Annotated in this window: 22 protein-coding genes; 7 read left to right on the forward strand and 15 right to left on the reverse strand. The window is 61.0% G+C overall.

Going from position 1 to position 26,878, the window contains the following annotated elements:
* Window positions 1-93 precede the first annotated feature (93 nt).
* Together lexA and sulA are read left to right on the forward strand one after the other, a co-directional pair.
* On the forward strand, window positions 94-705 hold the full coding sequence (lexA, locus tag ACIPOO_RS24490) for a transcriptional repressor LexA (RefSeq protein WP_274133339.1): 612 nt from the start codon (window positions 94-96) through the stop codon (window positions 703-705).
* A gap of 11 nt (window positions 706-716) precedes the next feature.
* The gene (gene sulA, locus ACIPOO_RS24495; RefSeq protein ID WP_400610399.1) at window positions 717-1,217 is read left to right on the forward strand and encodes an SOS-induced cell division inhibitor SulA; all 501 of its coding nucleotides are present in this window, start codon (window positions 717-719) and stop codon (window positions 1,215-1,217) included.
* A 94-nt stretch (window positions 1,218-1,311) separates the two neighbouring features.
* Here the strand turns inward: sulA and ACIPOO_RS24500 are convergent, their stop codons facing one another.
* From ACIPOO_RS24500 to ACIPOO_RS24530, 7 genes are all read right to left on the reverse strand, one after another.
* The gene (locus ACIPOO_RS24500; protein WP_093467610.1) at window positions 1,312-1,548 is read right to left on the reverse strand and encodes a hypothetical protein; all 237 of its coding nucleotides are present in this window, start codon (window positions 1,546-1,548) and stop codon (window positions 1,312-1,314) included.
* Window positions 1,549-1,630: 82 nt separating this feature from the next.
* The gene (locus tag ACIPOO_RS24505) at window positions 1,631-2,152 is read right to left on the reverse strand and encodes a DUF6586 family protein (protein ID WP_400610401.1); all 522 of its coding nucleotides are present in this window, start codon (window positions 2,150-2,152) and stop codon (window positions 1,631-1,633) included.
* Between the two features lie 131 nt (window positions 2,153-2,283).
* Complete coding sequence (topA, locus tag ACIPOO_RS24510) at window positions 2,284-4,887, reverse strand: type I DNA topoisomerase (RefSeq protein ID WP_400610403.1); 2,604 nt, start codon at window positions 4,885-4,887, stop codon at window positions 2,284-2,286.
* Between the two features lie 110 nt (window positions 4,888-4,997).
* Entirely contained in the window at window positions 4,998-5,234 is a 237-nt protein-coding gene (locus tag ACIPOO_RS24515) for a DUF1653 domain-containing protein (protein ID WP_400610405.1), read from the reverse strand.
* A 102-nt stretch (window positions 5,235-5,336) separates the two neighbouring features.
* On the reverse strand, window positions 5,337-6,512 hold the full coding sequence (fadA, locus tag ACIPOO_RS24520) for an acetyl-CoA C-acyltransferase FadA (RefSeq protein ID WP_274133346.1): 1,176 nt from the start codon (window positions 6,510-6,512) through the stop codon (window positions 5,337-5,339).
* A gap of 23 nt (window positions 6,513-6,535) precedes the next feature.
* A complete protein-coding gene (gene fadB, locus ACIPOO_RS24525) occupies window positions 6,536-8,683 on the reverse strand; it encodes a fatty acid oxidation complex subunit alpha FadB (protein ID WP_400610407.1) in 2,148 nt (715 codons plus the stop codon).
* Between the two features lie 591 nt (window positions 8,684-9,274).
* Complete coding sequence (locus ACIPOO_RS24530; protein ID WP_400610409.1) at window positions 9,275-9,712, reverse strand: hypothetical protein; 438 nt, start codon at window positions 9,710-9,712, stop codon at window positions 9,275-9,277.
* A gap of 109 nt (window positions 9,713-9,821) precedes the next feature.
* Here ACIPOO_RS24530 and ACIPOO_RS24535 point away from each other — a divergent pair, with 109 nt between their 5' ends.
* Window positions 9,822-10,265 (forward strand): universal stress protein, encoded by a 444-nt coding sequence (locus ACIPOO_RS24535; RefSeq protein WP_274133349.1) that lies wholly within the window; start codon window positions 9,822-9,824, stop codon window positions 10,263-10,265.
* 167 nt (window positions 10,266-10,432) lie between these two features.
* Here ACIPOO_RS24535 and ACIPOO_RS24540 read toward each other — a convergent pair whose 3' ends face one another.
* Window positions 10,433-12,352, reverse strand: a complete 1,920-nt coding sequence (locus ACIPOO_RS24540; RefSeq protein WP_400610412.1) for an ATP-binding cassette domain-containing protein — start codon at window positions 12,350-12,352, stop codon at window positions 10,433-10,435.
* A 514-nt stretch (window positions 12,353-12,866) separates the two neighbouring features.
* Here ACIPOO_RS24540 and ACIPOO_RS24545 point away from each other — a divergent pair.
* Window positions 12,867-14,795, forward strand: a complete 1,929-nt coding sequence (locus ACIPOO_RS24545) for a transglycosylase SLT domain-containing protein (RefSeq protein ID WP_400610414.1) — start codon at window positions 12,867-12,869, stop codon at window positions 14,793-14,795.
* A 125-nt stretch (window positions 14,796-14,920) separates the two neighbouring features.
* On the opposite strand, the gene ACIPOO_RS24550 is transcribed toward ACIPOO_RS24545, so the two are convergent.
* Both ACIPOO_RS24550 and ACIPOO_RS24555 read right to left on the reverse strand, forming a co-directional pair.
* The gene (locus tag ACIPOO_RS24550) at window positions 14,921-15,730 is read right to left on the reverse strand and encodes an MOSC domain-containing protein (protein WP_400610416.1); all 810 of its coding nucleotides are present in this window, start codon (window positions 15,728-15,730) and stop codon (window positions 14,921-14,923) included.
* Between the two features lie 120 nt (window positions 15,731-15,850).
* Window positions 15,851-16,777, reverse strand: a complete 927-nt coding sequence (locus tag ACIPOO_RS24555) for a chemotaxis protein CheV (protein ID WP_274133353.1) — start codon at window positions 16,775-16,777, stop codon at window positions 15,851-15,853.
* A gap of 532 nt (window positions 16,778-17,309) precedes the next feature.
* Between ACIPOO_RS24555 and ACIPOO_RS24560 the strand changes: the two genes are divergently transcribed.
* From ACIPOO_RS24560 to ACIPOO_RS24570, 3 genes are all read left to right on the forward strand, one after another.
* Window positions 17,310-17,819 carry a hypothetical protein gene (locus ACIPOO_RS24560; RefSeq protein ID WP_400610418.1) on the forward strand — a complete coding sequence of 170 codons (510 nt, stop codon included), beginning with the start codon at window positions 17,310-17,312 and terminating at the stop codon, window positions 17,817-17,819.
* Window positions 17,820-18,303: 484 nt separating this feature from the next.
* A complete protein-coding gene (locus ACIPOO_RS24565; RefSeq protein WP_274133411.1) occupies window positions 18,304-19,194 on the forward strand; it encodes a sensor histidine kinase in 891 nt (296 codons plus the stop codon).
* A complete protein-coding gene (locus ACIPOO_RS24570; RefSeq protein WP_400610420.1) occupies window positions 19,191-19,850 on the forward strand; it encodes a response regulator in 660 nt (219 codons plus the stop codon). Before ACIPOO_RS24565 ends, ACIPOO_RS24570 begins: the two co-directional genes overlap by 4 nt.
* A 283-nt stretch (window positions 19,851-20,133) precedes the next feature.
* On the opposite strand, the gene ACIPOO_RS24575 is transcribed toward ACIPOO_RS24570, so the two are convergent.
* The 5 genes from ACIPOO_RS24575 to ACIPOO_RS24595 form a co-directional block, all read right to left on the reverse strand.
* A complete protein-coding gene (locus ACIPOO_RS24575) occupies window positions 20,134-20,511 on the reverse strand; it encodes a response regulator (protein ID WP_274133356.1) in 378 nt (125 codons plus the stop codon).
* 167 nt (window positions 20,512-20,678) lie between these two features.
* On the reverse strand, window positions 20,679-21,860 hold the full coding sequence (locus ACIPOO_RS24580; RefSeq protein WP_274133357.1) for a hybrid sensor histidine kinase/response regulator: 1,182 nt from the start codon (window positions 21,858-21,860) through the stop codon (window positions 20,679-20,681).
* On the reverse strand, window positions 21,854-22,483 hold the full coding sequence (locus ACIPOO_RS24585; protein ID WP_274133358.1) for a chemotaxis protein CheB: 630 nt from the start codon (window positions 22,481-22,483) through the stop codon (window positions 21,854-21,856). The genes ACIPOO_RS24580 and ACIPOO_RS24585 overlap by 7 nt, the downstream gene beginning before the upstream one ends.
* Window positions 22,480-23,301, reverse strand: coding sequence for a protein-glutamate O-methyltransferase CheR (locus tag ACIPOO_RS24590; protein ID WP_274133359.1), 822 nt, complete (start codon window positions 23,299-23,301; stop codon window positions 22,480-22,482). Before ACIPOO_RS24590 ends, ACIPOO_RS24585 begins: the two co-directional genes overlap by 4 nt.
* Window positions 23,302-23,350: 49 nt before the next feature.
* Complete coding sequence (locus ACIPOO_RS24595) at window positions 23,351-26,860, reverse strand: response regulator (RefSeq protein WP_400610423.1); 3,510 nt, start codon at window positions 26,858-26,860, stop codon at window positions 23,351-23,353.
* Window positions 26,861-26,878: the final 18 nt, after the last annotated feature.

Raw genomic sequence — 26,878 nt, forward strand, 5'->3', positions numbered from 1 at the left:
CGATCATCGGATGCGCCGGATAAAAGGATGATTGCCAAGACGCGATCACTGTATATAATCCCAGTCACTGTATAAAAAGACAGAGCGACGTACATGATTAAACTGACAGCACGCCAAGCCGAGATTCTGGATTTCATCAAACGCTGTCTCGAAGACAACGGCTACCCGCCCACCCGTGCGGAAATCGCTCAGAAACTGGGGTTCAAATCCCCCAACGCTGCCGAAGAGCACCTCAAGGCCCTGGCACGCAAGGGCGCCATCGAGATGACCCCTGGCGCTTCCCGCGGCATCCGCATTCCGGGCTTCGAGGCCAAGAACGACGACACCGGCGGCCTGCCGATCATCGGCCGCGTCGCTGCCGGTGCACCGATCCTGGCCCAGCAACACGTCGAGGAATCCCTGGCCATCAACCCGGCGTTCTTCCACCCCAGCGCAGACTACCTGCTCCGGGTCCACGGCATGAGCATGAAGGATGTCGGCATCCTCGACGGCGACCTGCTGGCGGTCCACACCACCCGCGAAGCCCGCAACGGCCAGATCGTCGTCGCGCGCATCGGCGACGAAGTCACCGTCAAGCGCTTCAAGCGTGAAGGCAGCAAGGTCTGGCTGATCGCCGAGAACCCTGATTTCGCCCCCATCGAGGTCAACCTGAAAGATCAGGACCTGGTCATCGAAGGGCTGAGCGTCGGCGTGATTCGCCGCTAAGGAGAACGTCCATGCAGTTCCAGACACCGCAACAACATGCACAACTGCCCCTGTTCGAAGCCTTCATGGCCCCGGTCGGGCACCTGCTCGACGCGCCGCTGCTCAAGGTGCCGGTCCTGGACGACGTAGTCCAGAAGCCCTGGAGCAACGATGCGGAAGTCTTCAGTGAATTGTCATTGCGCGGCGCTGCCGGGAACTGCCTGAACCTTCTGGCGCCTATCCTCCGGGATCTGAGCCAGGACTCCAACGACCGCTGGCTGACGCTCATCGCTCCGCCTTCGAGCGTCACCCAGGCCTGGCTGCGGGACGCCGGGCTGAACCGGGAGCGCATTATCCTGATGCAGTCCCGTGGCAATCAGAGCGCGCTGGAACTGACCCGCGAAGCCTTGCGCCTGGGCCGCAGTCATACCGTCGTCAGCTGGATCAACCCGATTTCGGGCACCGCCCGTCAGCAACTGATCAGCGCGGCGAGCATCGGAAATGCGCAAAGCCTGAACATCCGCCTGGGCTGAGTGACAGCGGCGGGTTCAGTCAGTATCGGAAAAGGTGTGTAGCCAGGCTTCTGCGAACGAGAAGCCTTGAAGCACGCATTTGACCCGGGCCGGATCAATGCAGGACGCGAGGCCCCTCTTCTTCCTTGGTCAGCTCGCCTTCAGCCAGGCGGCCAGCCATCTGCACGCCGACGCTCAGCATTGCCTTGGCGACTTCGACGTGTTGGCCTTGCAGAAATGCCTTGGCATCCTCGGAGAAATTCAAGGTCACCAACGACCCTTCATCCTCGGCACGGCGCAACTCGATGCGGCCGTCAGGCAATTCGACAATTTCCAGAAAAGAGGTTGGCATCAGGACAGTTCTCCACGAAAGACGACCATTGTAACAGCCTGATGACGCATGCCCTAGTCCATCGATCAATCAGACGTTTGGCTCAGCACTCGCTCAGACCTTCGCGGAAACGAATGGCCAGCCCCTTGAGCTGTTGCCGCCAGCTTTCCATTTCTTCACGGCTCAACTCGGGCTCCGGCTCCTCCTCTGCGCCCACTGCGATGATCAACGGCTGGGTCACGTCACCTTTTGGCTTGCTCGGGGCACGTGGCGGCTGGAACAGCGCGTTGTAGGACGCCAACAGCTGCGCCAGCCAGGTTTCGCGCTGCTGCGCCAACTCCACCAGCTCAGCCATCTCCGGAATCTGTATCGACTCCAGCACCTGCGGGGTCAACAGCGCCTCGGCACGTGGCGAGTTGGCCTGGGGCAAGCGATAGAAGCCGGCGATCTCGTGACACAGGCCCAGCAGCGCGCCGTACAGGTGAAACACCGCCGATTCACGCTCAGCCTGCTCCAGGCCCTGGGCGTTCATGGCGCCACTGGCCTTGGCCTTGGCCATGGCTTCCAGGGCAAGCCCTGCGAAAAAGATCTTCTGGTTGGTACGTGTATAGAGTTCGCGAGCCATGAACGTGGCCTCCACCTCGATGAATAGGGACAGGTCGCCTTGCGAAAAAAAATCCCCCGCTACGCAAGCGCACCGGGGGACTGATTCAACGCAAGACGGGTACGCCAGCCGACAGGCTCAGGCGCACGCGATCAACGCTTGTCTTCGACCTTCCAGGTGCCGCCGTCGTAGAACGCGCGCCAGCCGGTCGGCTTGCCGTCCACTTCGGTCTGCACATATTGCTCCTTGGACTTGCGGCTGTAACGGATCACTGCCGGACGGCCGTCGGGGTCTTTCTGTGGTGCTTCGCACAGGAAGTGGTACTTCGGATCGATCTCGGACTTGTGCGGCACGATTTCCAGCACCAGCGGCGCACGGGTCTCGCGGTTTTTCGGGAACTGGCTGGCCGCCAGGAACAGACCCGAGGCACCGTCACGCAGGATGTAAGTGTCGTCGACCTTCTCGCACTTGAGTTCCGGCATCTTCACCGGGTCCATTTTCGGCGGTGCAGCTTCGCCGTTCTTCAGCAGCTTGCGGGTGTTCTTGCAGTTGGTGCAGCCGAAGAACTTGCCGAAACGGCCAGTCTTGAGCTGCATCTCGCCGCCACACTTGTCGCACTCCACGCTCGGGCCTTCGTAGCCCTTGATGCGATAGGTGCCCTCTTCGATCTCGTAGCCTGCGCAGTCTGGGTTGTTGCCGCAGATGTGCAGTTTGCGCTTCTCGTCGAGCAGGTAGGCGTCCATCGCGGTGCTGCAGATCGGGCAGCGATGCTTGCCACGCAACACGCGCGATTCCGATTCACCCTCGTCGTCCTCGGCGATTTCGTCGCCCGGCGTCAGGTTGACGGTGGCCTTGCAGCGTTCCTTGGGCGGCAGGCTGTAGCCCGAGCAACCGAGGAATACGCCCGTGGACGCGGTACGAATCTGCATCGGACGGCCGCAGACCTTGCACGGGATGTCGGTCATCACCGGCTCGTTGGCACGCATGCCGCTGCCGGTCGCTTCGGCCACTTCGAGTTTCTTCTTGAAGTCGCCGTAGAACTCGTCGAGCACGTTTTTCCAGTCACGCTCGCCCTGAGCCACGTCGTCGAGGTTCTCTTCCATGCCGGCGGTGAAGCCGTAGTCCATCAGGTTCGAGAAGCTCTCGGACAGGCGCTCGGTAACGATGTCGCCCATCTTTTCCGAGTAGAAACGACGGTTGTGCAGCGCCACGTAGCCACGGTCCTGGATGGTCGAGATGATCGCAGCGTAGGTCGAAGGACGACCGATCCCGCGTTTTTCCATCTCCTTGACCAGGCTCGCTTCGGAGTAGCGCGCCGGCGGCTTGGTGAAGTGCTGGGTCGGGTCGAGCTTGATCAGCTTCATGCTGTCGCCCTGAGCCATGTCCGGCAGCACGTCGTCGTCGCCCGGCTTGCTCATCTGTGGCAGCACACGGGTGTAACCGTCGAACTTGAGGATGCGGCCCTTGGCGCGCAGCTCGAAGTCGCCGGCGGTGACGCTGACAGTGGTAGACAGGTATTGCGCAGGCGGCATCTGGCAGGCCACAAACTGGCGCCAGATCAGCTCGTACAGGCGCTCGGCGTCACGCTCCATGCCCGACAGCTTGCTCGGGTGGGTGTTGACGTCGGAAGGACGAATCGCTTCGTGAGCCTCTTGTGCGCCTTCCTTGCTGCTGTAGACGTTCGGCGAGTCGGGCAGGTACTTCTTGCCGAACTCGCTTTCGATGTAGGTGCGGGCCATCGCCACTGCGTCCGCCGACAGGTTGGTCGAGTCGGTACGCATATAGGTGATGTAACCCGCTTCGTACAGACGCTGGGCCATCATCATGGTTTTCTTCACGCCGTAGCCCAGACGGTTACTGGCCGCCTGCTGCAGGGTGGAGGTGATGAACGGCGCCGACGGCTTGCTGCTGGTCGGCTTGTCTTCGCGCTTGGCGATGCTGTAGGCCGAAACCTTGAGCTTCTCCAGGGCCGCCATGGCCTGGGCTTCGTTCAGCGGCTTGAAGGCCTCGCCTTTCTCGCGGGCCACTTCGAAGCGCACCTTGGCGCCCTTGGCGGTCCCCAGGTCAGCGTGCACTTCCCAGTATTCTTCAGGATTGAAGGCACGGATCTCGCGCTCGCGCTCAACCACCAGTTTCACCGCAACCGACTGCACCCGGCCGGCCGACAGGCCACGGGCGATCTTCTGCCACAGCAGCGGCGAGACCATGTAACCCACGACGCGGTCCAGGAACCGGCGCGCCTGCTGGGCATTGACGCGGTCGATGTCCAGTTCGCCCGGCTGGGAGAACGCTTCCTGGATGGCTTTCTTGGTGATCTCGTTGAACACCACGCGCTTGTAGCGATCGTCGTCACCACCAATGGCTTCGCGCAGGTGCCAGGCAATGGCTTCCCCCTCGCGGTCCAAGTCCGTCGCCAGATAGATGGTGTCGGCATCCTTGGCCAGGCGGCGCAGCTCCTCGATCACCTTTTCCTTGCCAGGCAGGATCTCGTACTTGGCTTTCCAGCCATGATCGGGATCGACGCCCATGCGGGCCACGAGCTGGCGCTTGGCCTTTTCCTTGGGCGACAGCGCAGGCGCTTCGGACGCCGTCTTGCCGCGCTTGGCAGCAGGCTCTTTGGCGGCACTCGCCGAACCGCTGGTGGGCAGGTCTCGGATATGGCCGATACTCGACTTCACCACGTACTGGCTGCCCAGATACTTGTTGATGGTCTTGGCCTTAGCCGGGGATTCCACAATGACCAGCGATTTGCCCATGGATCGGAAAATTCCTAATGCGAGAAAAAAAGACGTTGGAGCCTCAGAGGCCCCGCTATATATAGTGGCTACAAGGTGAGGTCAAGCACAGGCTACTGCAAGGCCCTGCCTCATGACCTCTGAAAAAGGTCAGGTTCGGCCGTGACCAAAGCAAAGCGCGGCACTTGCTCCCCGTCAACCTCGACCGACTCCAGAAACATGCTCAAGGGACGTACCCAGAGGCCGTATTCGCCATACAGCGCTTGGTAGAACACGACTTCCTCTTCGGTCTCCGAATGCTTCGCGACACCGAAAACACGGTACTCGGGGCCTTTGTAGTGACGGTAGAGACCTGGTTGTAGCTGCATGCTGCGAACCTCAGGGAATGACCCGAAAAAAACTTTCAAAAAACGTTTCGTAAAAAATACAAAAGCCGGGGCACCTGGCCCCGGCTTTCAACCTCACACCGCTTAGATGCGCTCAAAGACGGTCGAGATACCCTGACCCAGGCCGATACACATGGTGGCCACACCCAGGGTGCCGCCCTTCTGCTTCATGACGTTGAGCAAGGTGCCGGAAATCCGCGCTCCCGAGCAACCGAAAGGGTGACCCAAGGCGATGGCGCCGCCGTGCAGGTTAACCTTCTGGTCCATCTTGTCGAGCACTTTCAAATCTTTCAGCACTGGCAGGGCCTGTGCCGCAAAGGCTTCGTTGAGCTCGAAGTAGTCGATGTCGGCAATGCTCAGACCCGCGCGTTTGAGCGCTTTCTGGGTCGCCGGAACAGGCCCGTAACCCATGATTGCAGGGTCGACACCGGCCACTGCCATGGAGCGAATAACCGCCATCGGCGTGATGCCCAGATCCATGGCGCGCTGGCCCGACATCACGATCATGCACGAAGCACCGTCGGTGATCTGCGACGAAGTACCGGCCGTCACAGTACCACCTTTGGGGTTGAATGCAGGCTTCAACGCCGCCAGGCTTTCGAGGGTGGTCTCGGGACGAATGGTTTCGTCGAAGTCGTACATCTTCAGGAAGCCGTTCTCGTCATACCCTTGCATCGGGATGATTTCGTCCTTGAAGTTTCCTTCCACGGTCGCCTGGTGGGCCAGACGGTGCGAACGCACGCCAAACGCATCCTGGGCTTCACGGGTGATGCCGTGCATCTTGCCGAGCATTTCGGCGGTCAGGCCCATCATGCCCGAGGCCTTGGCCGCGTACAGCGACATGTGCGGGTTCGGGTCGACACCGTGCATCATGCCGACGTGGCCCATGTGCTCGACGCCGCCGATGACGAACACATCACCGTTGTTGCTCATGATCGCCTGGGCGGCGGTGTGCAACGCGCTCATGGACGAACCGCACAGGCGGCTGACGGTCTGCGCAGCGGAGGTGTGCGGGATCTGGGTCATCAGCGATGCCATGCGCGCGATGTTCCAGCCCTGCTCCAGGGTCTGGTTGACGCAGCCCCAGATCACATCCTCGACTTCCGAAGGATCGACCTTGGTGTTGCGTTCCAGCAGTTTGCTGATCAGGTGCGCCGACATGTCTTCGGCGCGGGTGTTACGGTGCATGCCACCCTTGGAGCGGCCCATCGGGGTGCGACCGAAGTCGACAATCACGACGTCTCTGGGATTCAAGCTCATATTCTCACCTGTTCGTTGGGCACTTAGCCGAAGAAGCGCTGGCCGTTCTTGGCCATTTCACGCAGCTTCGCAGTGGGGTGGTACAAAGCGCCCAGATCAGCGTATTGGTCCGCCAGGGCAACGAATTGGGCGACACCGATCGAGTCGATGTAACGCAGTGCACCGCCACGGAACGGAGGGAAACCGATGCCGTAGATCAGGCCCATGTCGGCCTCGGCTGCGGTTTCGACGATGCCGTCTTCCAGGCAGCGCACGGTTTCCAGGCACAGTGGGATCATCATCCAGTTGATGATGTCCTCGTCGCTGACTTCACGTTGTTCGTAGACGACCGGCTTGAGCACTTCGAGCACCGAGGCGTCGACAACCTTCTTCGGCTTGCCGTTCTTGTCGGTCTCGTAGGCGTAGAAGCCCTTGCCGTTCTTCTGGCCCAGACGATTGGCCTCGTACAGCGCGTCGACCGCGGAACGACGGTCGTCCTTCATGCGATCAGGGAAGCCTTCAGCCATGACGTCGCGACCGTGGTGACCGGTGTCGATGCCGACCACGTCCATCAGGTAGGCCGGGCCCATGGGCCAGCCGAACTTTTCCATGACCTTGTCGATGCGCACGAAGTCGACACCGGCGCTGACCAGCTTGGCGAAACCGCCGAAGTACGGGAACAGGATGCGGTTGACCAGGAAGCCCGGGCAATCGTTGACCACAATCGGGTTCTTGCCCATTTTCTTGGCGTAGGCCACGGTGGTCGCCACCGCGACTTCGCTGGACTTCTCGCCACGGATCACTTCCACCAGCGGCATCATGTGCACCGGGTTGAAGAAGTGCATGCCGACGAAGTTTTCCGGACGCTTGAGCGCCTTGGCCAGCAGGCTGATGGAGATGGTCGAGGTATTGGAAGCCAGGATCGCGTCTTCACGCACCTGCCCTTCCACTTCGGCCAGTACGGCCTGCTTGACCTTCGGATTCTCGACCACGGCTTCGACCACCAGATCGACATGGGCGAAATCGCCGTAGGACAGCGTAGGACGAATCGCGTTGAGCGCTTCGGCCATCTTCGCCGGGGTCAGGCGACCTTTCTCGACGCGCTTGCCCAGCAGCTTGGACGCTTCGCCCAGGCCCAGCTCGATGGCTTCTTCGCGGATGTCCTTCATCAGGATCGGCGTGCCCTTGACCGCCGACTGATAGGCGATACCGCCACCCATGATGCCGGCGCCCAGTACGGCAGCCTGCTTCACGTCCTTGGCGACTTCGTCGTAGATCTTGGCTTTCTTTTTCAGTTCCTGGTCGTTCAGGAACAGGCCGATCAGACTCTCGGCAGCCGAGGTCTTGGCCATCTTCACGAAACCGGCAGCTTCGACTTCCAGCGCCTTGTCACGCCCGAAGTTGGCGGCTTTCTGGATGGTCTTGATCGCTTCGACCGGTGCCGGGTAATTCGGGCCGGCCTGGCCTGCCACGAAACCCTTCGCGGTTTCGAAGGCCATCATCTGCTCGATGGCGTTGAGCTTGAGTTTGTCCAGCTTCGGCTGACGCTTGGCCTTGAAATCGAACTCGCCGGAGATGGCGCGCTTGATCAGGTCCAGCGCTGCGTCACGCAGCTTCTCGGGAGCAACCACGGCATCCACGGCGCCCACTTTCAGGGCGTCTTCGGCGCGGTTGTCCTTGCCCGAGGCAATCCACTCGACGGCGTTATCGACGCCGATCAGGCGTGGCAGGCGTACGGTGCCGCCAAAGCCCGGGTAGATGCCCAGCTTGACTTCGGGCAGGCCGATCTTGGCGGTGGCGGACATGACACGAAAATCCGCGGCCAGACACATTTCCAGCCCGCCGCCCAGCGCGATGCCGTTGATGGCGGCCAGGGTCGGGACGCCCAAGTCTTCGAAGTCGCTGAAGATCTTGTTCGCTTCAAGGTTGCCAGCGACCAGTTCGGCCTCGGGCAGTTTGAAGTTGTCTACGAATTCGGTGATGTCGGCGCCGACGATGAACACGTCCTTGCCACTGGTGACGATGACGCCTTTGATCGAACCGTCGGCCTTGATGGCCTCGATGGCCTGGCGCAGGTCGTTGAGGGTGAGGCGGTTGAATTTGTTGACGGACTCACCCTTGAGGTCGAAATTCAATTCGACGATGCCACTTTCAAGAGCCTTAACCGTGATGGCTTTACCTTCGTAAATCATCAACTGATCTCCACGATATGGAAGCTGAACAATACGCGTCAGACGCTGAAATCCGGCAAAAAACACGACGTTTCCGTCGGTGCGACCACCAAAAGCCAGGTACCCCGTCGACACGATTCGGGCGTCTGTAAGAGCGTTCCTACGGCAAACGCTCAATTCATACGGCCGTTTGATTTGGGTGCGCCTACCTTCTGCCATATTCCAGCAATTGTCAATTCGCCAGACAGCGGGCATAAGCGGCAAATCACAGGCAAAAGACACATTTGATAAACAAGCATTCAGAAAAATGATTGCGTTCAATGTTTGCAGACGTGACTAAACGCCGGAAGCGACGACCGGCGCGCAATTCTGGAAAAAATCTGGAGGGCCGCAGCAGACAAATGCACCAATAACGTCTACATTCAGCGCACTGCGCCTCAAGACGGGTCATTTTTGCGAGAGAGTGTGAAGCAAATCTGATCAGCAGCAGCGGCCTTGCACCGCTTCTGCACCGCGATCGGGGCACCCGGAATTATCGGCCTGCCTGGCCAAACCCCAGCCCGATGTTGTTATCGGGCTTTTTAATGCCTGCAATTTGTGTCGCGCAACCTGTCAGGCCAGCGCTTTCAACACTGCGGCAATGCGCTGCAACACTTCTGTTTCACCTTTCTCGGCCCAGTATAGGGCGATCAACTGCTTGCCTGCCTCGACCTTGTAGACGTCGCCGGGCAGCGTGCGCAGATGGGCCAGCAATTGCATATCCGCACAGGGCTCGCGCCATTGATTGACCCACTCCCCCGGCGTCATTTGCCAATAGACCCAGCTGTCGGGCTCACGACTCCTGCGGGGCCGATGGTACTGCGCACACGGGCTTGGCGGCTCCACAGGCAGCCAGTGCGGCCACTCCTGGGGGATCAGTTGCATGGCCAGGCCCATGCGCCGCGCTTCCATGCGCATGGCCATCCGGCCGCTCTGGGAACGGGAGGGTCGCAGCCAGACCAGAGGGCTTAAAACGACAGCAACGATTGACAGCACTATCCACACCGTCATATGTCTATGCCCCTGTCGCGGGGAGCGACGTGAAAAAACAACGGCGTGCCATGAGGCGCGTGAAAAGAGCCATAATTAAAACCATCGCAAACCTCAGAAGGAACATCCCATGTCCTATGAACATATTCTGGTAGCCGTGGACCTCACTGAAGAGTGCGATCCGGTCATCAAGAAAGCCATCAAGCTGGCGGTTGCCAGCGGCGCCAAGCTGTCTCTGGTGCACATCGTCGAACCCATGGCGATGGCCTTCGGTGGCGACGTCCCCATGGATCTTTCGCAACTGCAACAGCAGCAGTTCGACCAGGCCAAGGAAAAGCTCGAAGCCCTGAAACTCAAATACCCTGACGTGCACACCGGCGACAGCCACCTCACCTACGGCCAGCCACGCCAGGAAATCCATCAACTGGCCAAGCAGCACCATGTCGACCTGATCGTGGTTGGCAGCCATGGCCGTCATGGCCTGTCGCTGCTGCTGGGCTCCACCGCCAATGACGTCCTGCACGGCGCGCCGTGCGATGTGCTGGCGGTGCGCCTGGTCAAGCGCGTGGAGTAACCTGTTTGCCCTCGTAGCAGTCCGGCTTGCCGGCGACAGCGATCCTCAGGACGCCGACGCCGGCAAGCGGAGCGCCGCCCGGCCGGACTGCTACATTGCTGAGCTATCGCAACAAAAAGCCCGAGCCCTTTAGGGGGATCGGGCTTTTTTATTGCTGCGCGCGAGCGTTACTCGTCCAGCTCCGCCCAGCGCTCAACCAGTGCATCCAGCGCTTTGTTCAGCGTTTCGAGGGATGCCAGCACCTTGGCGGTTTCAGCCGCAGGGCGCTGGTAGAAACCGGCGTCGGCGATTTCGGCCTCAACGGCAGCGATCTGCTGCTCCTTGGCGTCGATTTCACCCGGCAGTGCTTCCAGCTCGCGCTGAAGCTTGTAGCTGAGTTTCTTCTTCGCTGCCGGCGCTTCGGCCACTGGCGCCGGTGCGGGCGCTACAGGGGCGACCACCGCGGAGTTGAGCTCGGCCTTGCCGGACTTGCCTTCAGTCACGCCCAGCAGGCGCGGCGAGCCGCCCTGACGGATCCAGTCCTGATAGCCACCGACGAACTCGCGCACCTTGCCCTCGCCTTCGAACACCAGGGTGCTGGTGACCACGTTGTCGAGGAATGCCCGGTCGTGGCTGACCATCAGCACGGTGCCCTTGAAGTTGGAAAGGACCTCTTCGAGCAGCTCCAGGGTTTCGACGTCCAGATCGTTGGTCGGTTCGTCGAGTACCAGCAGGTTGGCAGGCTTGCTGAACAGCTTGGCCAGCAGCAACCGTGCGCGTTCGCCACCGGACAGCGCCTTGACCGGCGTGCGGGCACGCTGCGGGCTGAACAGGAAGTCCCCCAGGTAACTCAACACGTGACGGCTCTGGCCGTCGATCTCGATGAAGTCGCGGCCTTCGGAAATGTTGTCGATCACGGTCTTTTCCAGATCCAGCTGATGACGCAACTGGTCGAAATAGGCCACTTCCAGATTGGTACCGACCTCGACCTTGCCGGCGGTCGGCGTGAGGTTGTCGAGCATCAGCTTGAGCAGCGTGGTCTTGCCGGTGCCGTTGGCACCCAGCAGACCGATGCGGTCTTCGCGCTGCAGGACCATGGAAAAGTCCTTGATAAGGGTCGGGCCACCCGGGTGCGCGAAGCTGACGTTCTCCAGCACCATCACTTGCTTGCCGGACTTCTCGGCGGTATCCAGCTGAATGTTGGCCTTGCCGGTGCGCTCGCGACGCTCGCCACGCTCCACGCGCAGGGCCTTGAGGGCACGCACACGGCCTTCGTTGCGGGTACGACGGGCCTTGATGCCCTGGCGAATCCACACTTCTTCCTGGGCCAGACGCTTGTCGAACAGCGCGTTGGCGGTCTCTTCGGCGGCAAGCATCGCCTCCTTGTGGACCAGGAAGCTGGCGTAGTCGCCGTTCCAGTCGATCAGGCCGCCACGGTCCAGTTCCAGGATGCGGGTGGCCAGGTTCTGCAGGAAGGAACGGTCGTGGGTGATGAACAGCACCGCCCCCTGGAATTCCTTCAGGGCCTCTTCGAGCCAGGCGATCGCGCCGATGTCCAGGTGGTTGGTCGGCTCGTCGAGCAGCAGCAGGTCGGGCTCGGCCACCAGCGCCTGGGCCAGCAGCACGCGACGGCGCCAGCCACCGGACAGCTCGGCCAGGGTCTTGTCGGCCGGCAACTGCAGGCGGCTGAGGGTGCTGTCGACCAGTTGCTGCAGGCGCCAGCCGTCGCGGGCCTCGAGGTCCGACTGCACGTGCATCAGCTTGTCGAGGTCTTCAGCGGTGACGATGTTCTGGCTCAGGTGGTGATATTCGGCCAACAGGGCGCCAACGCCGTCCAGGCCTTCGGCCACGACGTCGAACACGGTACGGCCATCGGCCACCGGCAACTCCTGGGGCAGTTCGCCGATCTTCAGCCCAGGCGCCCGCCAGACACTGCCGTCATCGGGCAATTGCACGCCCTTGACGAGCTTCATCATGCTGGACTTGCCAGTACCGTTACGACCGATGATGCAGACCCGCTCACCACGGGCGATCTGCCAGGACACCTTGTCCAACAACGGCATGGCGCCGAACGCAAGGGACACATCGCTTAATTTGAGCAGGGTCATGAGCTTCTCCAAAAACCGGGCGCGCATTCTACCTGAGATGGGCGGGGTTGGGTTCAAATGGTTGGATGGGTTGTTTGTGGGGGTTTGGTAAGGGGTTGTTGTCGTTGGTTTGTGGTGTTGGTTTGTGGTGTTGATTTGAGTGCCAGGTTTGAGATTGTTACGTTGATGCCCTTCGGGCCTATCGCGGGCAAGCGCGCTCCTACATTTGTTGCAACGCGCCATGGCCTGATGAACCGTGTTGGTAGCCTTGGCGCCCGGCGCGAAATTTTCTGGTGTATCACCAAGACTACGCACTCGGTCCTTCAGAATGACGTACGTTGCAAAAAATGTAGGAGCGCGCTTGCCCGCGACCAGGCCCGAAGGGCACCAGAGTAAGAATCTAAACTGAACCCACACCCCCCAACTGCAAGCAATTGTTTCCACACCCCACCCTTCAACACCTTTGCCCTTCAACCCACGCTGGCAAAAGGCTAAGCTAGCGGCACTTTTCACGGTTCATCTGCACGGAAGTCTCATGCGCAGTCGTTTGTTCAGCCTTTTGTCCTGCCTGCTTCTGTCGGCCACCGCAGCCCAGTCTGTCCACGCGGTGGATCTTGCGACCCAACGCCAGTACTACGATCAAGCCAAACGTGCCCTGGCCAAGGGCGATGCCGGTCCGTACCGCATGTACGGCGCGGCGCTGGCCGATTACCCGCTGGAGCCTTACCTGGCCTACGACGAACTCACCGCGCGCCTGAACAGCGCCAGCAACGAGGAAGTCGAACGGTTCCTGGCCGAACATGGTGACCTGCCCCAGGCCAACTTCATGAAGTTGCGCTGGCTGCGCCTGCTCGCGTCCCGGGGCGACTGGCAGCCCTTCGTCAAGTACTACGACCCGAAACTCAATTTCGTCGAACTGGACTGCCTCAACGGCAGCTACCAACTCAGTCACAACCTGCGCTCGGAAGGCTACGCCAACGCCGAGCGCATCTGGATGACCGGCAAGACCCTGCCAACCGCCTGCGACACCTTCTTCACCCAGTGGGCGGTAGAGGGCCAGTTGACCGAGCAGAAACGCTGGCAACGCGCCAAGCTGGCCGCCCAGGCACGCAACTACGCGCTGGCCAACCAACTGGTCAACAGCATGACCACCCTCGCCCCTCAGGGTCGCCTGCTGATTGCCGTCGCGCAGAAGCCCGAGATGGTCAACAACCAAGCGCAGTTCATGCCGGCTGACGAGGCCATGTCCGATGTGGTCGGCCTGGGCCTGCGCCGCCTGGCCAAGCAGGACCCGCAGCGGGCGATGGAGCTGCTCGACAGCTACTCGCCGGTGCTGCGCTTCTCCCATGAAGAGCAGGTGCAGATCGCCAAGGAAATCGGCCTGACCCTGGCCCGCAGCTACGACGACCGCGCCCTGGGCCTGATGACCAAATATGACCCGGACCTGCGCGACAACACCGTCACCGAATGGCGCCTGCGCCTGTTGCTGCGCCTGGGCCGTTGGGGCGATGCCTACGAACTGACCCGGCGCCTGCCCCAGGACCTGGCCACCACCAACCGCTGGCGCTATTGGCAGGCTCGCTCCCTGGAGCTGTCGCAGCCCAACAACCCGCAGTTGCCGGCGCTGTACAAGGCCGTGTCCCGGGAGCGTGATTTCTACGGTTTCCTCGCTGCCGACCGTACCCAGACGCCGTACATGCTCAACAACAAGCCGTTGATGCTCAGCCAGGCCACCATCAACAAGGTGCGCAACACGCCGGGCGTGCGCCGTGCGCTGGAGTTCTACGAGCGTGGCGAAGTGGTCAATGGCCGTCGCGAGTGGTATCACGTGACACGCCGTTTCACCCGTGACGAGATGGTCGCCCAGGCCAAGCTGGCCTACGACATGCGCTGGTACTTCCCGGCCATTCGCACCATCAGCCAGGCGCAGTACTGGGACGACCTGGACATTCGCTTCCCGATGGCCCACCGCGATACCCTGGTGCGCGAGGCGCAAGTTCGCGGCCTGCATTCGAGCTGGGTGTTCGCCATCACCCGTCAGGAAAGCGCCTTCATGGACGACGCCCGTTCAGGTGTCGGCGCAAGCGGTCTGATGCAACTGATGCCGGCCACGGCCAAGGAGACTGCGCGCAAGTTCAGCATCCCGCTGGCCTCCCCGGCGCAGGTGCTGGATCCGGACAAGAACATCCAGTTGGGTGCGGCGTACCTGAGCCAGGTCCATGCGCAGTTCAACGGCAACCGGGTACTCGCCTCGGCCGCCTACAACGCCGGCCCCGGCCGCGTGCGGCAGTGGCTCAAGGGCGCCAACCACCTGGCGTTCGATGTCTGGGTCGAGAGCATCCCGTTCGACGAAACCCGCCAGTACGTGCAGAACGTGCTGTCGTATGCAGTGATCTACGGGCAGAAACTCAACGCGCCACAGCCGCTGGTTGACTGGCACGAGCGGTTTTTCGACGATTTGTAACGTCACTCTGTGGGAGCGGGCTAGCCCGCGAAAGCGATGGGTCAGACAACATCGCGGCGCAAGCCTCTCCCTCTTCGCGGGCTAGCCCGCTCCCACAGATGTTGGGGGCAAGCCAGGCACGTCAGCTACTCCAACACCTCAACCTGCATCCCCACCTCGAGCGTGCCGGGCCCGTCATTGACCATGTTCTGCCCGAACCACACCTCGCCCTCTTTCTCCCGATAGGTCTTGAGCGTGCTCAGCGGCTCACGGTCCTCGCTGCGCGCACCGGTGGCCGGGTCGATGGTGGTGAGGATGCAGCGCGAGCAGCCCTTGAGCAGGCGAAACTCCATGTCACCGATGCGAATGCGTTTCCAGCCGTCTTCGGCGAAAGCTTCGCTGCCCTCGACCACCAGGTTCGGACGGAAACGCAGCATCTCCTGAGGCCGGCCGATTTTCGCCGACAGGTCGTCCAGCGAAGCCTGACCAATCAGCAGCAGCGGAAAACCATCGGCAAAGCCGACCTTGTCATCCACAGTGCCATAGCCTGAGGGCAGCCAGCGCGCACGTGCGTGGGGGATGTGCACCATGCGGGTCGGCTTGCCGATGAACTCGCTGACCCACTGCGCCGCTTCATCGCCGGCATCGGGCACGCGCAGGGTGTCGCGCCAGACGGTGACGCCGCGCAGGTTGGCCTCGACGTCGTCAGGCAGCGCGACGTCCAGTGGCGAGGTGCCCGGGGCCGAGAGGGTCACCCCGCCCCGAGCATTCCACAACACCGACAGCTGCGACATGTGCGGCAAGGCGCGCTGGGTGAAGAAGCGGCCAGTGGCTTCATCCACGAGCATCCAGCGTCGATCCCCGCTCAACCCCAGCTCGTCGAAACTGGCCTGTTGCAGAGGCTCCGCCTTGCAGGATTTGAGGGGATACCGATACAGCGCGCTAAGGTGCAGCATGAAAGCGTCCTTGAAGTGACGAAGCGGGAAGCCCCCACTTTATACGAGCCATCACCTTCGCGAACGGTACAGATACAAAAAAGCCCCTCCATACAGCGAGGGGCCTGAAACCTTGGTGACTCAGTTGTCGAGCATCAGACGCTCGCGCACCACATCCACCAGCTTGTCCGGCTGGAACTTGGACAGGAAGTTGTCGCAGCCGACCTTCTTGACCATCGACTCGTTGAAGCTCCCCGACAACGACGTATGCAGCACCACGTAGAGCCCGCGCAGCCGCGGGTCGTTGCGAATCTCGGTGGTCAGGCGGTAACCGTCCATTTCCGGCATCTCGGCATCGGTGAAGACCATCAGCAGCTTGTCGGTCACCACCTCGCCGCTGTCCGCCCAGCCCTTGAGCATGTTCAACGCCTTGAGGCCGTCACTGGCCACGTGCATTTTCACGCCCAACTGACCCAGCGTATCGCGCAACTGCGACAACGCCACATTGGAGTCATCGACCAGCAGGACTTCACGGCCGCGAGCGCGCGCCAGCACCGGATCATCGAGCTTGTCGCGGGACACCTTGGCGCTGTAGGGCACGATCTCCGCGAGCACTTTCTCGACGTCGATGATTTCGACCAGTTGGTCGTCGACCTTGCTGATCGCCGTGAGGTAATGCTGGCGCCCGGCACTGCCCGGCGGCGGCAGGATCGCCTCCCAGTTCATGTTGACGATGCGGTCCACGCCGCCGACCAGGAACGCCTGGACCGAGCGGTTGTACTCGGTGACGATGATGGTACTCGACGGACCCGGAACCAGCGGGCGCATGCCGATCGCCTGGGACAGGTCGATCACCGGCAGCGTCTGGCCGCGCAGGTTAACCACGCCGCAGACGTACGGGTGGCGCTGCGGCATCAGGGTCAGCTTGGGCAGTTGCAGCACTTCCTGAACCTTGAACACGTTGATCGCGAACAGTTGTCGACCTGCCAGGCGAAACATGAGAATTTCCAGGCGGTTCTCACCCACCAGCTGTGTACGTTGATCTACCGTGTCGAGAATGCCAGCCATCTGTTGCTCCTGGAGCAGGGTTCAAGTGAGTCCGCATAGCCATTATCGGCAGCAGCTGCGCAAACCTGAGTCAGAAGATAAGCGCCTTACGCCGTATTTGATATCACATTAACATCATGTTCTACTGAGAAATATCCCGACCCGGGAAATCATCGACTATAGTGGCTCTTAGCCGCACTCTTTCTGCACCCTCGGAGAAACCCCTAGGGGCATTCCTTATCCGCCATCGGGGCAAACCTGATATTCGCGGTATCTAATTGCCATTATTGTGACGGCATTCTCATTGAATGAATGGAGTCAGATACGTGGTCGCGCTCGCGGAATCCCTCGATCCCCCCGTAAGAACAGTGATAACGGACCGCCAGATCCGACCTGCGACACGAGGACTTGCGCAAGATCGCGTCTCGTTGGCTGCAAGAAAATTGAGAATTTCAGAAACGCCCTACAGACTTTTAATTGCCTTCAACATTAACTTTGGGCCACTCGCCCCCGGCGACTCTGGATCGCCCGCCATGAAGAGTGGAGATTTCACATGCTGAACGGCAATGAATGGCATCAACTGCACGGTGATTTTCTCAACGACGGCCAACGCCTGCTGGATCGCGCGGACGAATGCCTGAGCCACCTGGAACTGATCAACGACGACAAGGACGCCATCGAAGCCCTGCTCGGCGCCCTGCAACGCATCGCCGGCCTGGCCGACGCTGCCAGCGTGGCGCCGGTCGCGGGCTTTTCCCGACAGTTGCGCTACCTGCTGTATTTCGCAGGCGCCACCGGGCGTTTGCAGCCCAAGGCACTGGTGTCGCTGCGCCAGTGCCTGTCGCTGTTGTCGTGGCAGATCGAGCTGATCGACCCCGTCACGGGCCTCTTGCCGCTGGACGATCAGGAGCAGCACGAACTGCTTGAACAGTTTGGCTGCTGCTGCGGCATAGGTACACTCGAAAACAGCAATACCGTGACCGTCGACTGGCCCGTTACCCTCAAATTAGTGCATCGCGAACCGGCCCCAGACGAGCACGTCGGCCACACCGGCGCACGCTGACCCTTTTCAGTCTCGACGCTGCCGGCATGTCACCAACCTGGACGACATGCCTGAAAACGACAATTGATCTTCACCATCACTGGAACATGGCCAAACGCGACATGCCTGCAACTTCCTCCTTGCCTCGCGACGCGGCAAGCGGCACGCTGAAGTTCTGAAGCAGGACACCCCTATTGTTGCCGGGCTTTTCCAACTCCAATAATTAGCACCATCGTTCCACCGTCAGATCCTGACTAATCGGACAAATACCTTGCTGGTCTTATTTACACTCAAGGCTTATTAACGTCAGCATTTAAGGTAAGATCGGCGCCCGCGAATGAACGCCGAAAGTGTTTACGCGCATTACCGTTGTTGAACGTCGACCCCAGATTTTTTGTATACACGTAACAGGCCAGCAGCTGTGCTTCATTCTGTTGACCTCCTTAAGTGGCCTGACAACTATTGCTCAGGTATCCGCAACAATAATCCGATGGCTTCATCCGCTATGCATGGCAGCAACAGTATTTCCAGGTCCTGGGCCTTGGGCTCGAACAAAGCATTACGATGGGCAGCACTCTCGTGCCTGGCAGCAAGCGCATGCAATGTCGGCGTTTACCTTTTCGGCAACGGCCTGCCATGGGGCCTGCTGGTGCTCAACGTCCTGGTTTTCCTGAGCATTGGCTACAGCATCAGCCGTCCCAGCCACACCATCGAGTTTCAGCCTCAGGAACTGGCGCAGCATATGCTCCAGGTCCAGGAGACCGAACGCCATCGCCTGAGCCGCGAGCTGCACGACGACATCGGCCAGATGCTGACCGCAGCGAAGATGCAGAGCGACTGGCTGCAACGCCGGGCCGCCCAGGACCTGCACCCTCAGTGCGCCATGCTCAACAACATTCTGGACGAGACCCTGGCCAAGGTTCGGGACGTGTCGGCCATTCTGAATCCGCGCCAACTGACCAGCCTGGGTCTTGAAGCCAGCCTGCGCGAACACCTGCTGCGCACGCTGGCCGACACCTCGATCCTCTGGAGCCTGGAGTGCCATCAGCGCCTGGCGGGAATCCCCGAGGAGATGGCCGTCGCGGCGTTTCGCATCACCCAGGAAGCCGTGACCAACATGCTGCGCCACGCCCAGGCCCGCAATCTGCTGGTGCGGATTCAGCGCCGTCCCGAAGGCCTTGCGTTGAGCGTATCGGACGATGGCCTGGGGTTCTCCCCGGCCAGCAACCCTGGCCAGCAAGGCCAGCGCGGCATGGCGGGCATGATCGAACGCGCGACGCTTCTGGGCGGCCACCTGACCGTAGACAGCCAGCCCGGCCACGGCACTCATATACAAGCCCTGTTCCCCTGGGCGCCCCGCGCCCGCGAACGCGCTGACATAAGTAAGCATTCATGATCTGCAATCTTCTTCTGGTCGATGACCACGCCCTGATCCGCGCGGGGGTACGCGCACTGGTGTCTGACATTCCCGGTTACCAGGTCATCGGCGAAGCCGCCGATGGCGCGCAATTGCTGGAAATGACCCTGGACCTGAAACCCGACATCATCCTGCTCGACATCTCGATGCGAGACAGCAACGGCCTGGATGCCCTCGAACGCCTGCACAAGGCACTGCCGGACAGCAAGGTGCTGATCCTGTCGATGCACACCGATCCGCAGATGATCATGCGCGCACTGGAAGGCGGCGCCCACGGCTACCTGCTCAAGGATGCCACTGCCACCGAGATCGAGCAGGCACTGGACGCGCTGCGCAACGACGAGCGCTACCTGAGCCCCGCCATTGCCCACACGGTGATCAACCAGGCACTGGTCAGCGCCCAGAACACCAGGGCGGAACCGGTGGAGAACCACAACCTGACGGCTCGCCAACTGGAGATCCTGCGCCTGATCGTGCGCGGCAAATCCACCCGCGAAATCGCCAACGGCCTGAGCCTGAGCGTCAAGACCGTCGAAACCCACCGCTCCCAGATCATGAAACGCCTGCAGATCTACGACGTTGCGGGCCTGGTCCTGTTCTGCGTCCGGGAACGCATCATCAGCCTGGACGATTGACCGGCCCGGTCGCCGACACCGCCACCACCCTGCCCTGTAGCAGCACGGCTTGCCGGCGGGCGATTTCAAGGACGCCGTCGCGGGCAAGCGCGCTCCTACAGGATTGGGGCCAGGCACAGAGACCGCGTTGCTACGGGAAGGTGGCGTGTTTAAGGTGTTGATTCAAGTGCGCGATGGCTCAGGCGGCGCAGAGTGCGACGTCAAGGCGCCAGCCGACGCGGAGCGTCAAAACCGGCGTTCCCACGCGGAGCGTGGGAACGATCAAAACAACGATCAATAACAACTAATTGAGCAACCGCTGGATCTGCGCATGCAAGCTGTCCATTGTGAACGGCTTGGCCAGAATCGGCGCCTTGCGCGCAATCGGACTGCCGGACTCGACAATCTCCGCAGGATACCCACTGATGAAGATGACCTTGAGCTCCGGTCGCAGCTTGACCGCGGGCTCGGCGATCATCACACCTGACACACCGCCCGGCAGGCGATAGTCAGTGATCATCAGATCCAGGTGAGGTTTGGTGGCGAGGATTTCGAATGCCTGCTCACCGTTCTCCGCCTGCAACACCCGATACCCTTCTCCGGACAGATAGTCGGAGAGCAGCATCAGAATCAGCGGCTCGTCTTCGACGATCAGTACGACATTTTCTGCATCAGAGCTCATTGGGACGCCTTCGATCTTGTAAATAGCTGCCATTACGACCATGGCCCGCGCTGGAGGTTGCGCAGAAAAATCAGTTATTTACCTCAGCGGTCATGACAGATCGAAGCGAGCGTGCTGGCAACCTGACGGCAGCGCTCTGGCCCGATGTTTCCGGTGCCCGAAGGCGTTCAAAGCGGCAGGCTGATGCGGAACATCGAACCCTTGCCCTCTTCGCTTTCCACCGTGATCGAACCCCCGTGGGCGGCGACGATCTGGTCGGAAATGAACAGGCCAAGACCCAGACCCGCAACCACATGGCTGGCCGACACCCGCTCGAATTGCTGAAAGATCCGTTTCTGGTTCTCGGGACTGATGCCGATGCCCTGGTCGCGAATTTCAACACGCGCCTCGTTACCCTCGCAGTACACCCGAACCTCGATGGGCTTATGGGCGCCGTATCGCAGGGCGTTGGTCAGCAGATTGGCCACCACTTGCTCAAGGCGGAACTCGTCCCACACCCCGATCACCGGCTCGCTGGCATGCAGGGTCACCACGCTTTCGGCGGCGGCGATCTGCGCCCCGTAGCTTTCCAGCAGGTTGACCACCAGCTCCGACAGGTCGAACGCGGTGGTGCGGATCGACAGTTTGCCGGTACGGATACGCGATACGTCGAGCATGTCCTCGATCAGGCGAATCAGGCTCTGGATCTGCCGTTCATCGCGCTCGACCATGGCCTTGAGCTTGTCCATGGTGAACGCCGACGCGTTGTCCTTGGCCAGGTGCAACTTGCGCAACTGGGTTTCGAGAATCAACCCGTTGAGCGGCGTACGCACTTCATGGGACACGATGGACATGAAATCGTCGCGCATGCGGATCGCGTGCTCGAGTTCATTCTGCGTCGACTTGAGCTCACGCAGCAGCGCCTCCTGCTCCTGGCGGCTGCGTTCCAGTTCCTCGACCTGTTGCTTCATGGCCTTGCGCTGGCGGTACAGGTCGACGAACACGTTGACCTTGCTCTTGACCGCATGGATATCCAGCGGCTTGTGCAGGAAGTCCACCGCGCCACTTTCATAACCCTTGAACGCGTAGTTGTACTCGCGTGCGGCGGCGCTGACGAAAATGATCGGGATACTCTTGGTCTTCTCGGTGCTGCGCATCAGCTCGGCCAGTTCGAAACCGTCCATGCCCGGCATCTGCACATCGAGAATCGCCATGGCGAATTCGTGCTCCAGCAGCAGCGACAACGCCTCGACGGCGGTCTGCGCCTTGAAGACCTGGCGGTCCTCGCGCTTGATGAGCGCTTCAAGGGCCAACAGGTTTTCCGGCAGATCGTCGACGATCAGCAGTTTGGCAGTGGTTTCAGTCAGCATGCAATTCGTTCCAGCTCAACCAACAACCGCCCGATATCGGGCAAGGGCAAGAGAAAATCAGGTGTGCGCAGGGCCAGCGCGGCATCGGGCATGGTACGTACCAGCGCGCTGGCCGGGTCCTGGACTACGGTAAGACCACCGTACTCCTTGATTCGTGCCATGCCCTGCGCACCATCGTTGTTGGCACCGGTCAGCAACACCCCCGCAAGCCTGGAATCGTAAGCATCGGCGGCCGATTCGAAGAGGATATCGATGCTCGGACGCGAGAAGAAAACCCGCTCTTCCTGGCTCAGCGACAGGCTCAGGTCCGCCTCCACAGAAAGGTGATACCCGGGCCCGGCGAAATAGAGTGTGCCCGGCGCGATGGGTTCCTTGTCGGCCGCTTCTTTTACCGGGATCGGCACATGGGCGCTGAACACATCGGCCAACAGGCTGCGGCGCTCATCGGGCAGGTGCAGGACGGTAATGATCGGCAAGCGATAGCCCTTGGGCAACAGGCGGAAAATCTTCAGCAAGGCCTCGACACCGCCAGCGGAGGCGCCTACCACGATGGCATCGACCGCTGGCAACGCGGGCCTGTCTACACCTGCATCGGCATCGGCGCCGGGAAAGGACGTTCTCATGATTTGCGGTAGATCCGTTCCTGCTTGACCAGAGGCTCGAACCGGTCCTTGAAGTCTGAAAAATCCAGAGTTTCCTTGCTGCCCAGCACCAGGAAGCCCCGATGGCCCAGGGATTCGTGAAACAGCCCGAATGCCCGGTTCTGAAGCTTCTTGTTGAAGTAGATCAGCACATTGCGACACGAGATCAATTGTGTTTCGGAAAACACGCTGTCGGTGGCCAGGCTGTGATCGGCGAAGGTCACGTTTTCCCGCAGCGTCTTGTCGAAGATCGCGTAGTCGTAGGCTTCAGTGTAGTACTCGGAAAACCGCCGCTTGCCGCCCGCCTTGAGGTAGTTCTCGTTGTACACGCGCACGTTCTCCATGGAGTAGATGCCTTGTTTGGCCTTCTCCAGGGACGCGGGGTTGATGTCGGTAGCATAGATGATGGTGCGGTCGAGCAGGCCTTCTTCGCGCAACAGGATCGCCATCGAATAGACCTCCTCCCCGGTGCTGCACCCGGCAATCCAGATCTTCAACGACGGGTAGGTCTTGAGCAGCGGCACCACTTCGTGGCGGATCGCCAGGAAATGGGTCGGGTCGCGAAACATCTCGCTGACCGGAATCGTCAGGAATTGCAGCAGTTGCATGAACGCCGAAGGGTCGTGCAGCACCCGCTCCTGCAACGCCGAAATGGTCTTGACCTCGAACTGACGCAACGCATGGCCGACGCGTCGCTTGATCGACGCGCCGGAGTAGTCACGAAAGTCGTAGCTGTATTTCAGGTAGATCGCCTCGATCAGCAAGCGCAATTCAATGTCTATGTTTCGCTCAAGGGCCATCAGTAAAACCTGGTCTTTCTACGGGCGTGATCCAGTTGATCGAATCCATTCAGATACGTTCCATTTTTGGCAACCACACACGAATCAGCGAGAACAGCCGGTCCAGGTCGATGGGTTTGGCCAGGTAGTCGTTGGAGCCTGCGGCCAGGCAGCGCTCCTGATCGTCCTTCATGGCCTTGGCAGTGACGGCGATGATCGGCAGTTTGCGCCAGCGCGGGTCCTTGCGGATTTCAATGGTGGCTTCGTAACCGTCCATTTCCGGCATCATCACGTCCATCAGCACCAGGTCGATGTCATCAACCGCCTTGAGCCTTTCGATGGCCTCAAGGCCGTTGCGGCCGACCTCGACCACGGCGCCCTTGTGCTCCAGCGCGCTGGTCAGGGCGAAGATGTTGCGCACGTCGTCGTCCACCACCAGGATCTTGCGCCCCTCGAACACGCGGTCGCGGCTGCGGGCGGTCTTGAGCATTTTCTGGCGCTCGTTGGACAACTGCGATTCGACCTTGTGCAGGAACAGCGTCACTTCGTCGAGCAGGCGCTCCGGCGAGCGCGCGCCCTTGATGATAATGGTGCGCGAGTACTTGAGCAGCTCGGCCTCTTCCTCGCGGGTCAGGTTGCGACCGGTGTACACGATGACCGGCGGGAACGAGCAGATCTCGTCGGTGGACATGCGTTTGAGCAGGTCATTGCCGAGCATGTCCGGCAGTTTCAGGTCGATGATCATGCAGTCGTAGGCGTTTTCGCGCAGCAGCTCAAGGGCGTCCTGAGCGAAGCCCACGGCGGTGATTTCGATGTCATCGTCGCCGATCAGCCGGGCAATGCTGTCGCGCTGCAGGGCATCGTCTTCCACCAGCAGGATCCGCTTGACCTTCTGCGTTAGCTTGGCTTCGAGACGTGCGAACACGTCTTTCAGTTCTTCGCGGGTGGTCGGCTTGACCGCATAGCCAATGGCGCCCATTTGCAGCGCCGCTTCCTGGCGATCCTCGACGGAAATCACGTGCACCGGAATGTGCCGGGTGCTTGGCATTTCCTTCAGGCGCTGCAGGACCGTCAGCCCGGAATGGTCTGGCAGGCGCATGTCCAGCAGGATGGCATCCGGCATGAAGGCCGACGCCAGCTCGAAGCCTTCGTCGGCAGCATGGGCCACCAGGCAGTGATAGCCCAGCTCGTGGGCCAGGTCGTAGAGGATATGGGCAAAACGCACCTCGTCCTCGATCACCAGAATGCACCGCTTGGTGAACGGCACCTTGTCACGGTCATCTGCAAAGCGCGGGATCGACTCGGCATCCGGCACGGCAGTGGCAACAACCTGCGCTTCGCGCGCAGGAGCAGCCGGCGCGGGAGTCGGCGCCGATGCCACAGGTGCAGTCTGCGCAGGCAGCGGTGAGGCGTTCTCGGCATACTGCTCAGGCATGATCAGGGTAAACACGCTGCCCTGCCCCGGCGTACTGGTGACGGAAATCGAACCGCCCAGCAGATGGGCAAGGTCACGGGAAATCGAAAGGCCCAGGCCGGTCCCGCCGAAACGCCGGTTGGTGGTGCCGTCGGCCTGGTGGAAGGCCTCGAAAATGATCTGCTGTTGATGCTCGGCGATGCCGATGCCCGAATCGCGCACGGTGAAGGCAATGCCCCCGCCCGGCTGGCCCGACACCGTCAGGCTGACGGCGCCGGTGTCGGTGAACTTGACGGCGTTGGACAGCAGGTTCTTGAGCACCTGCTCCAGACGCTGGCGGTCGGTGTACAGCGCCACCGGGGCGCCCGGCTGGACCTCCACCGAGAACTGCAGGTGCTTGTCGGCGGCCAGCGGTTCGAAGGTCATGCGCAGGCTGTCGACCAGGCGGCTGATGCTGGCGTTTTCCGGGCGTACGTCCAGCTTGCCGGCCTCGACCTTGGCGATGTCGAGAATGTCGTTGATGAGGTTCAGCAGGTCGTTGCCGGCCGAGTAGATCGACTCGGCGAACACCACCTGTTCGTTGGTGAGGTTTTCCTGCGGGTTCTCCGCCAGCAACTTGGCCAGGATCAACGAGCTGTTGAGCGGCGTGCGCAGCTCGTGGGACATGTTGGCGAGGAATTCGGACTTGTACTTGCTCGAACGCTGAAGCTCGTCGGCACGGGCCTGGAGTTCGACCTGGGCGATGCTCAGCTCCTCGTTGTTGCGATCCAGCGCATCACGCTGGTCGGCCAGCGCCCGGCTCTGTTCGGCCAGTTGCTCATTGGTCTGCTCAAGCTCCACCTGCTGGGTTTCCAGATGGGCCTGGGACTCCTTGAGGATCCGCGACTGCTCTTCGAGCTCTTCGTTGGCGGTGCGCAGTTCTTCCTGCTGGACCTGCAATTCTTCGTTGAGCTGCTGGGTTTCGGCCAACACTTCCTGAAGACGTTGACGGTAGCGCGCCGCCTCGATCGAGGTGCCGACGTTTTCGGCCACCAGTTTCAGGAACTCGAGGTCGCGCGGCGTCAGCTCGCGCAGGAAGCCCAACTCCACCACACCATTGACCTGGTCATCGTTGCGGGTCGGGACCACGGCGACGCTGCGCGGCGAGCCTTCCCCCAGGCCCGACGTGACCTTGAAGTAATCGGGAGGCAGGTCGTGCAGGGTAATGATCTGGTTCTGCTCGGCGGCCTTGCCGACCATGCCTTCGCCGCTGAAGATCGACTGCTCCTGCAACTCCTGCTGGCGCGAGAACCCATAGGACGCCACGCGCAACAGGCCGCCGTGCTCCTGGCGAACGTACACGGCCGCGACCACCGCGCCCAGATAATGGGCAAAGAAATGCAGCACGTTGCGCCCCAGCAGGTTCAGGGTCAGTTGCCCGATGACCTGTTCGGCCAGCTCACTCTGCCCGTTGCGCAGCCAGGCCACGTGCGCCAGGCGCTCGGCGTCTTCCTGTTGGGCCTTGAAGTAAGCGGCGTAACTTTGCGAGAGCGCCGACATGTCGCGGCGCCCGACCCAGGCCAGCACCCCGCTGACCAGCAGGATGAAGGCGATGTACACCGATACGGTCCAGATCGTAGTGCGCGTCACGTCGGCGTTGCGGCTAAGACGCAACTGATGCTCCACCGCTTCGGCCTGGTCGTACTGCTCGCGAATTTCGTCGGTCAGGCGCTTGCCCTTGCGCGTCTGCACGGCGGTGATGTAATCGCCGTTGTTGCGCCGCAGGTCAATCATCTCTTGGGCGAAGTCATTCCAGGTGTTCTGCAGGGCGGCCAGGCGCTTGAGGCGGTCGACCTGATCCGGGTTGTCCGCCACCAGCTCTTCGAGCCCGATCAATTCTGCCGTGATCCCTGGTTTGGCGACTTCGTAGGGATCCAGGAAGCGCTCGTCGCCGGTCAGCAGGTAACCGCGCATGCCGGTTTCCATGTCAATCGACAGTTTGAGCGAGCGGTTGATGTTGTTGATGACCCGGTCGGTGTGCTCCACCCACTGGATGGCAGACAGCAGGTAGCTGATCAGGACGACGAAGAACACCGCACTCAGTACGCCGACCCCCAAGGGTAGACCGACGTTACGGCTCAACAGCTTGCGAAAACGTTGCTCATCGACTGCAGAGGTTTGGATCATCGCAAAAGGCCCGGACAA

The sequence above is a fragment of the Pseudomonas sp. NPDC090201 genome (genome assembly GCF_044746825.1).
Lineage (GTDB): Bacteria > Pseudomonadota > Gammaproteobacteria > Pseudomonadales > Pseudomonadaceae > Aquipseudomonas > Aquipseudomonas putida_AD.

Excerpts from the sequence above, each read along its gene's own strand:
- lexA (WP_274133339.1), top strand. The coding sequence starts at position 94 with ATGATTAAACTGACAGCACGCCAAGCCGAGATTCTGGATTTCATCAAA.
- sulA (WP_400610399.1), top strand. The coding sequence starts at position 717 with ATGCAGTTCCAGACACCGCAACAACATGCACAACTGCCCCTGTTCGAA.
- ACIPOO_RS24500 (WP_093467610.1), bottom strand. The coding sequence starts at position 1,548 with ATGCCAACCTCTTTTCTGGAAATTGTCGAATTGCCTGACGGCCGCATC.
- ACIPOO_RS24505 (WP_400610401.1), bottom strand. The coding sequence starts at position 2,152 with ATGGCTCGCGAACTCTATACACGTACCAACCAGAAGATCTTTTTCGCA.
- topA (WP_400610403.1), bottom strand. The coding sequence starts at position 4,887 with ATGGGCAAATCGCTGGTCATTGTGGAATCCCCGGCTAAGGCCAAGACC.
- ACIPOO_RS24515 (WP_400610405.1), bottom strand. The coding sequence starts at position 5,234 with ATGCAGCTACAACCAGGTCTCTACCGTCACTACAAAGGCCCCGAGTAC.
- fadA (WP_274133346.1), bottom strand. The coding sequence starts at position 6,512 with ATGAGCTTGAATCCCAGAGACGTCGTGATTGTCGACTTCGGTCGCACC.
- fadB (WP_400610407.1), bottom strand. The coding sequence starts at position 8,683 with ATGATTTACGAAGGTAAAGCCATCACGGTTAAGGCTCTTGAAAGTGGC.
- ACIPOO_RS24530 (WP_400610409.1), bottom strand. The coding sequence starts at position 9,712 with ATGACGGTGTGGATAGTGCTGTCAATCGTTGCTGTCGTTTTAAGCCCT.
- ACIPOO_RS24535 (WP_274133349.1), top strand. The coding sequence starts at position 9,822 with ATGTCCTATGAACATATTCTGGTAGCCGTGGACCTCACTGAAGAGTGC.
- ACIPOO_RS24540 (WP_400610412.1), bottom strand. The coding sequence starts at position 12,352 with ATGACCCTGCTCAAATTAAGCGATGTGTCCCTTGCGTTCGGCGCCATG.
- ACIPOO_RS24545 (WP_400610414.1), top strand. The coding sequence starts at position 12,867 with ATGCGCAGTCGTTTGTTCAGCCTTTTGTCCTGCCTGCTTCTGTCGGCC.
- ACIPOO_RS24550 (WP_400610416.1), bottom strand. The coding sequence starts at position 15,730 with ATGCTGCACCTTAGCGCGCTGTATCGGTATCCCCTCAAATCCTGCAAG.
- ACIPOO_RS24555 (WP_274133353.1), bottom strand. The coding sequence starts at position 16,777 with ATGGCTGGCATTCTCGACACGGTAGATCAACGTACACAGCTGGTGGGT.
- ACIPOO_RS24560 (WP_400610418.1), top strand. The coding sequence starts at position 17,310 with ATGCTGAACGGCAATGAATGGCATCAACTGCACGGTGATTTTCTCAAC.
- ACIPOO_RS24565 (WP_274133411.1), top strand. The coding sequence starts at position 18,304 with ATGCATGGCAGCAACAGTATTTCCAGGTCCTGGGCCTTGGGCTCGAAC.
- ACIPOO_RS24570 (WP_400610420.1), top strand. The coding sequence starts at position 19,191 with ATGATCTGCAATCTTCTTCTGGTCGATGACCACGCCCTGATCCGCGCG.
- ACIPOO_RS24575 (WP_274133356.1), bottom strand. The coding sequence starts at position 20,511 with ATGAGCTCTGATGCAGAAAATGTCGTACTGATCGTCGAAGACGAGCCG.
- ACIPOO_RS24580 (WP_274133357.1), bottom strand. The coding sequence starts at position 21,860 with ATGCTGACTGAAACCACTGCCAAACTGCTGATCGTCGACGATCTGCCG.
- ACIPOO_RS24585 (WP_274133358.1), bottom strand. The coding sequence starts at position 22,483 with ATGAGAACGTCCTTTCCCGGCGCCGATGCCGATGCAGGTGTAGACAGG.
- ACIPOO_RS24590 (WP_274133359.1), bottom strand. The coding sequence starts at position 23,301 with ATGGCCCTTGAGCGAAACATAGACATTGAATTGCGCTTGCTGATCGAG.
- ACIPOO_RS24595 (WP_400610423.1), bottom strand. The coding sequence starts at position 26,860 with ATGATCCAAACCTCTGCAGTCGATGAGCAACGTTTTCGCAAGCTGTTG.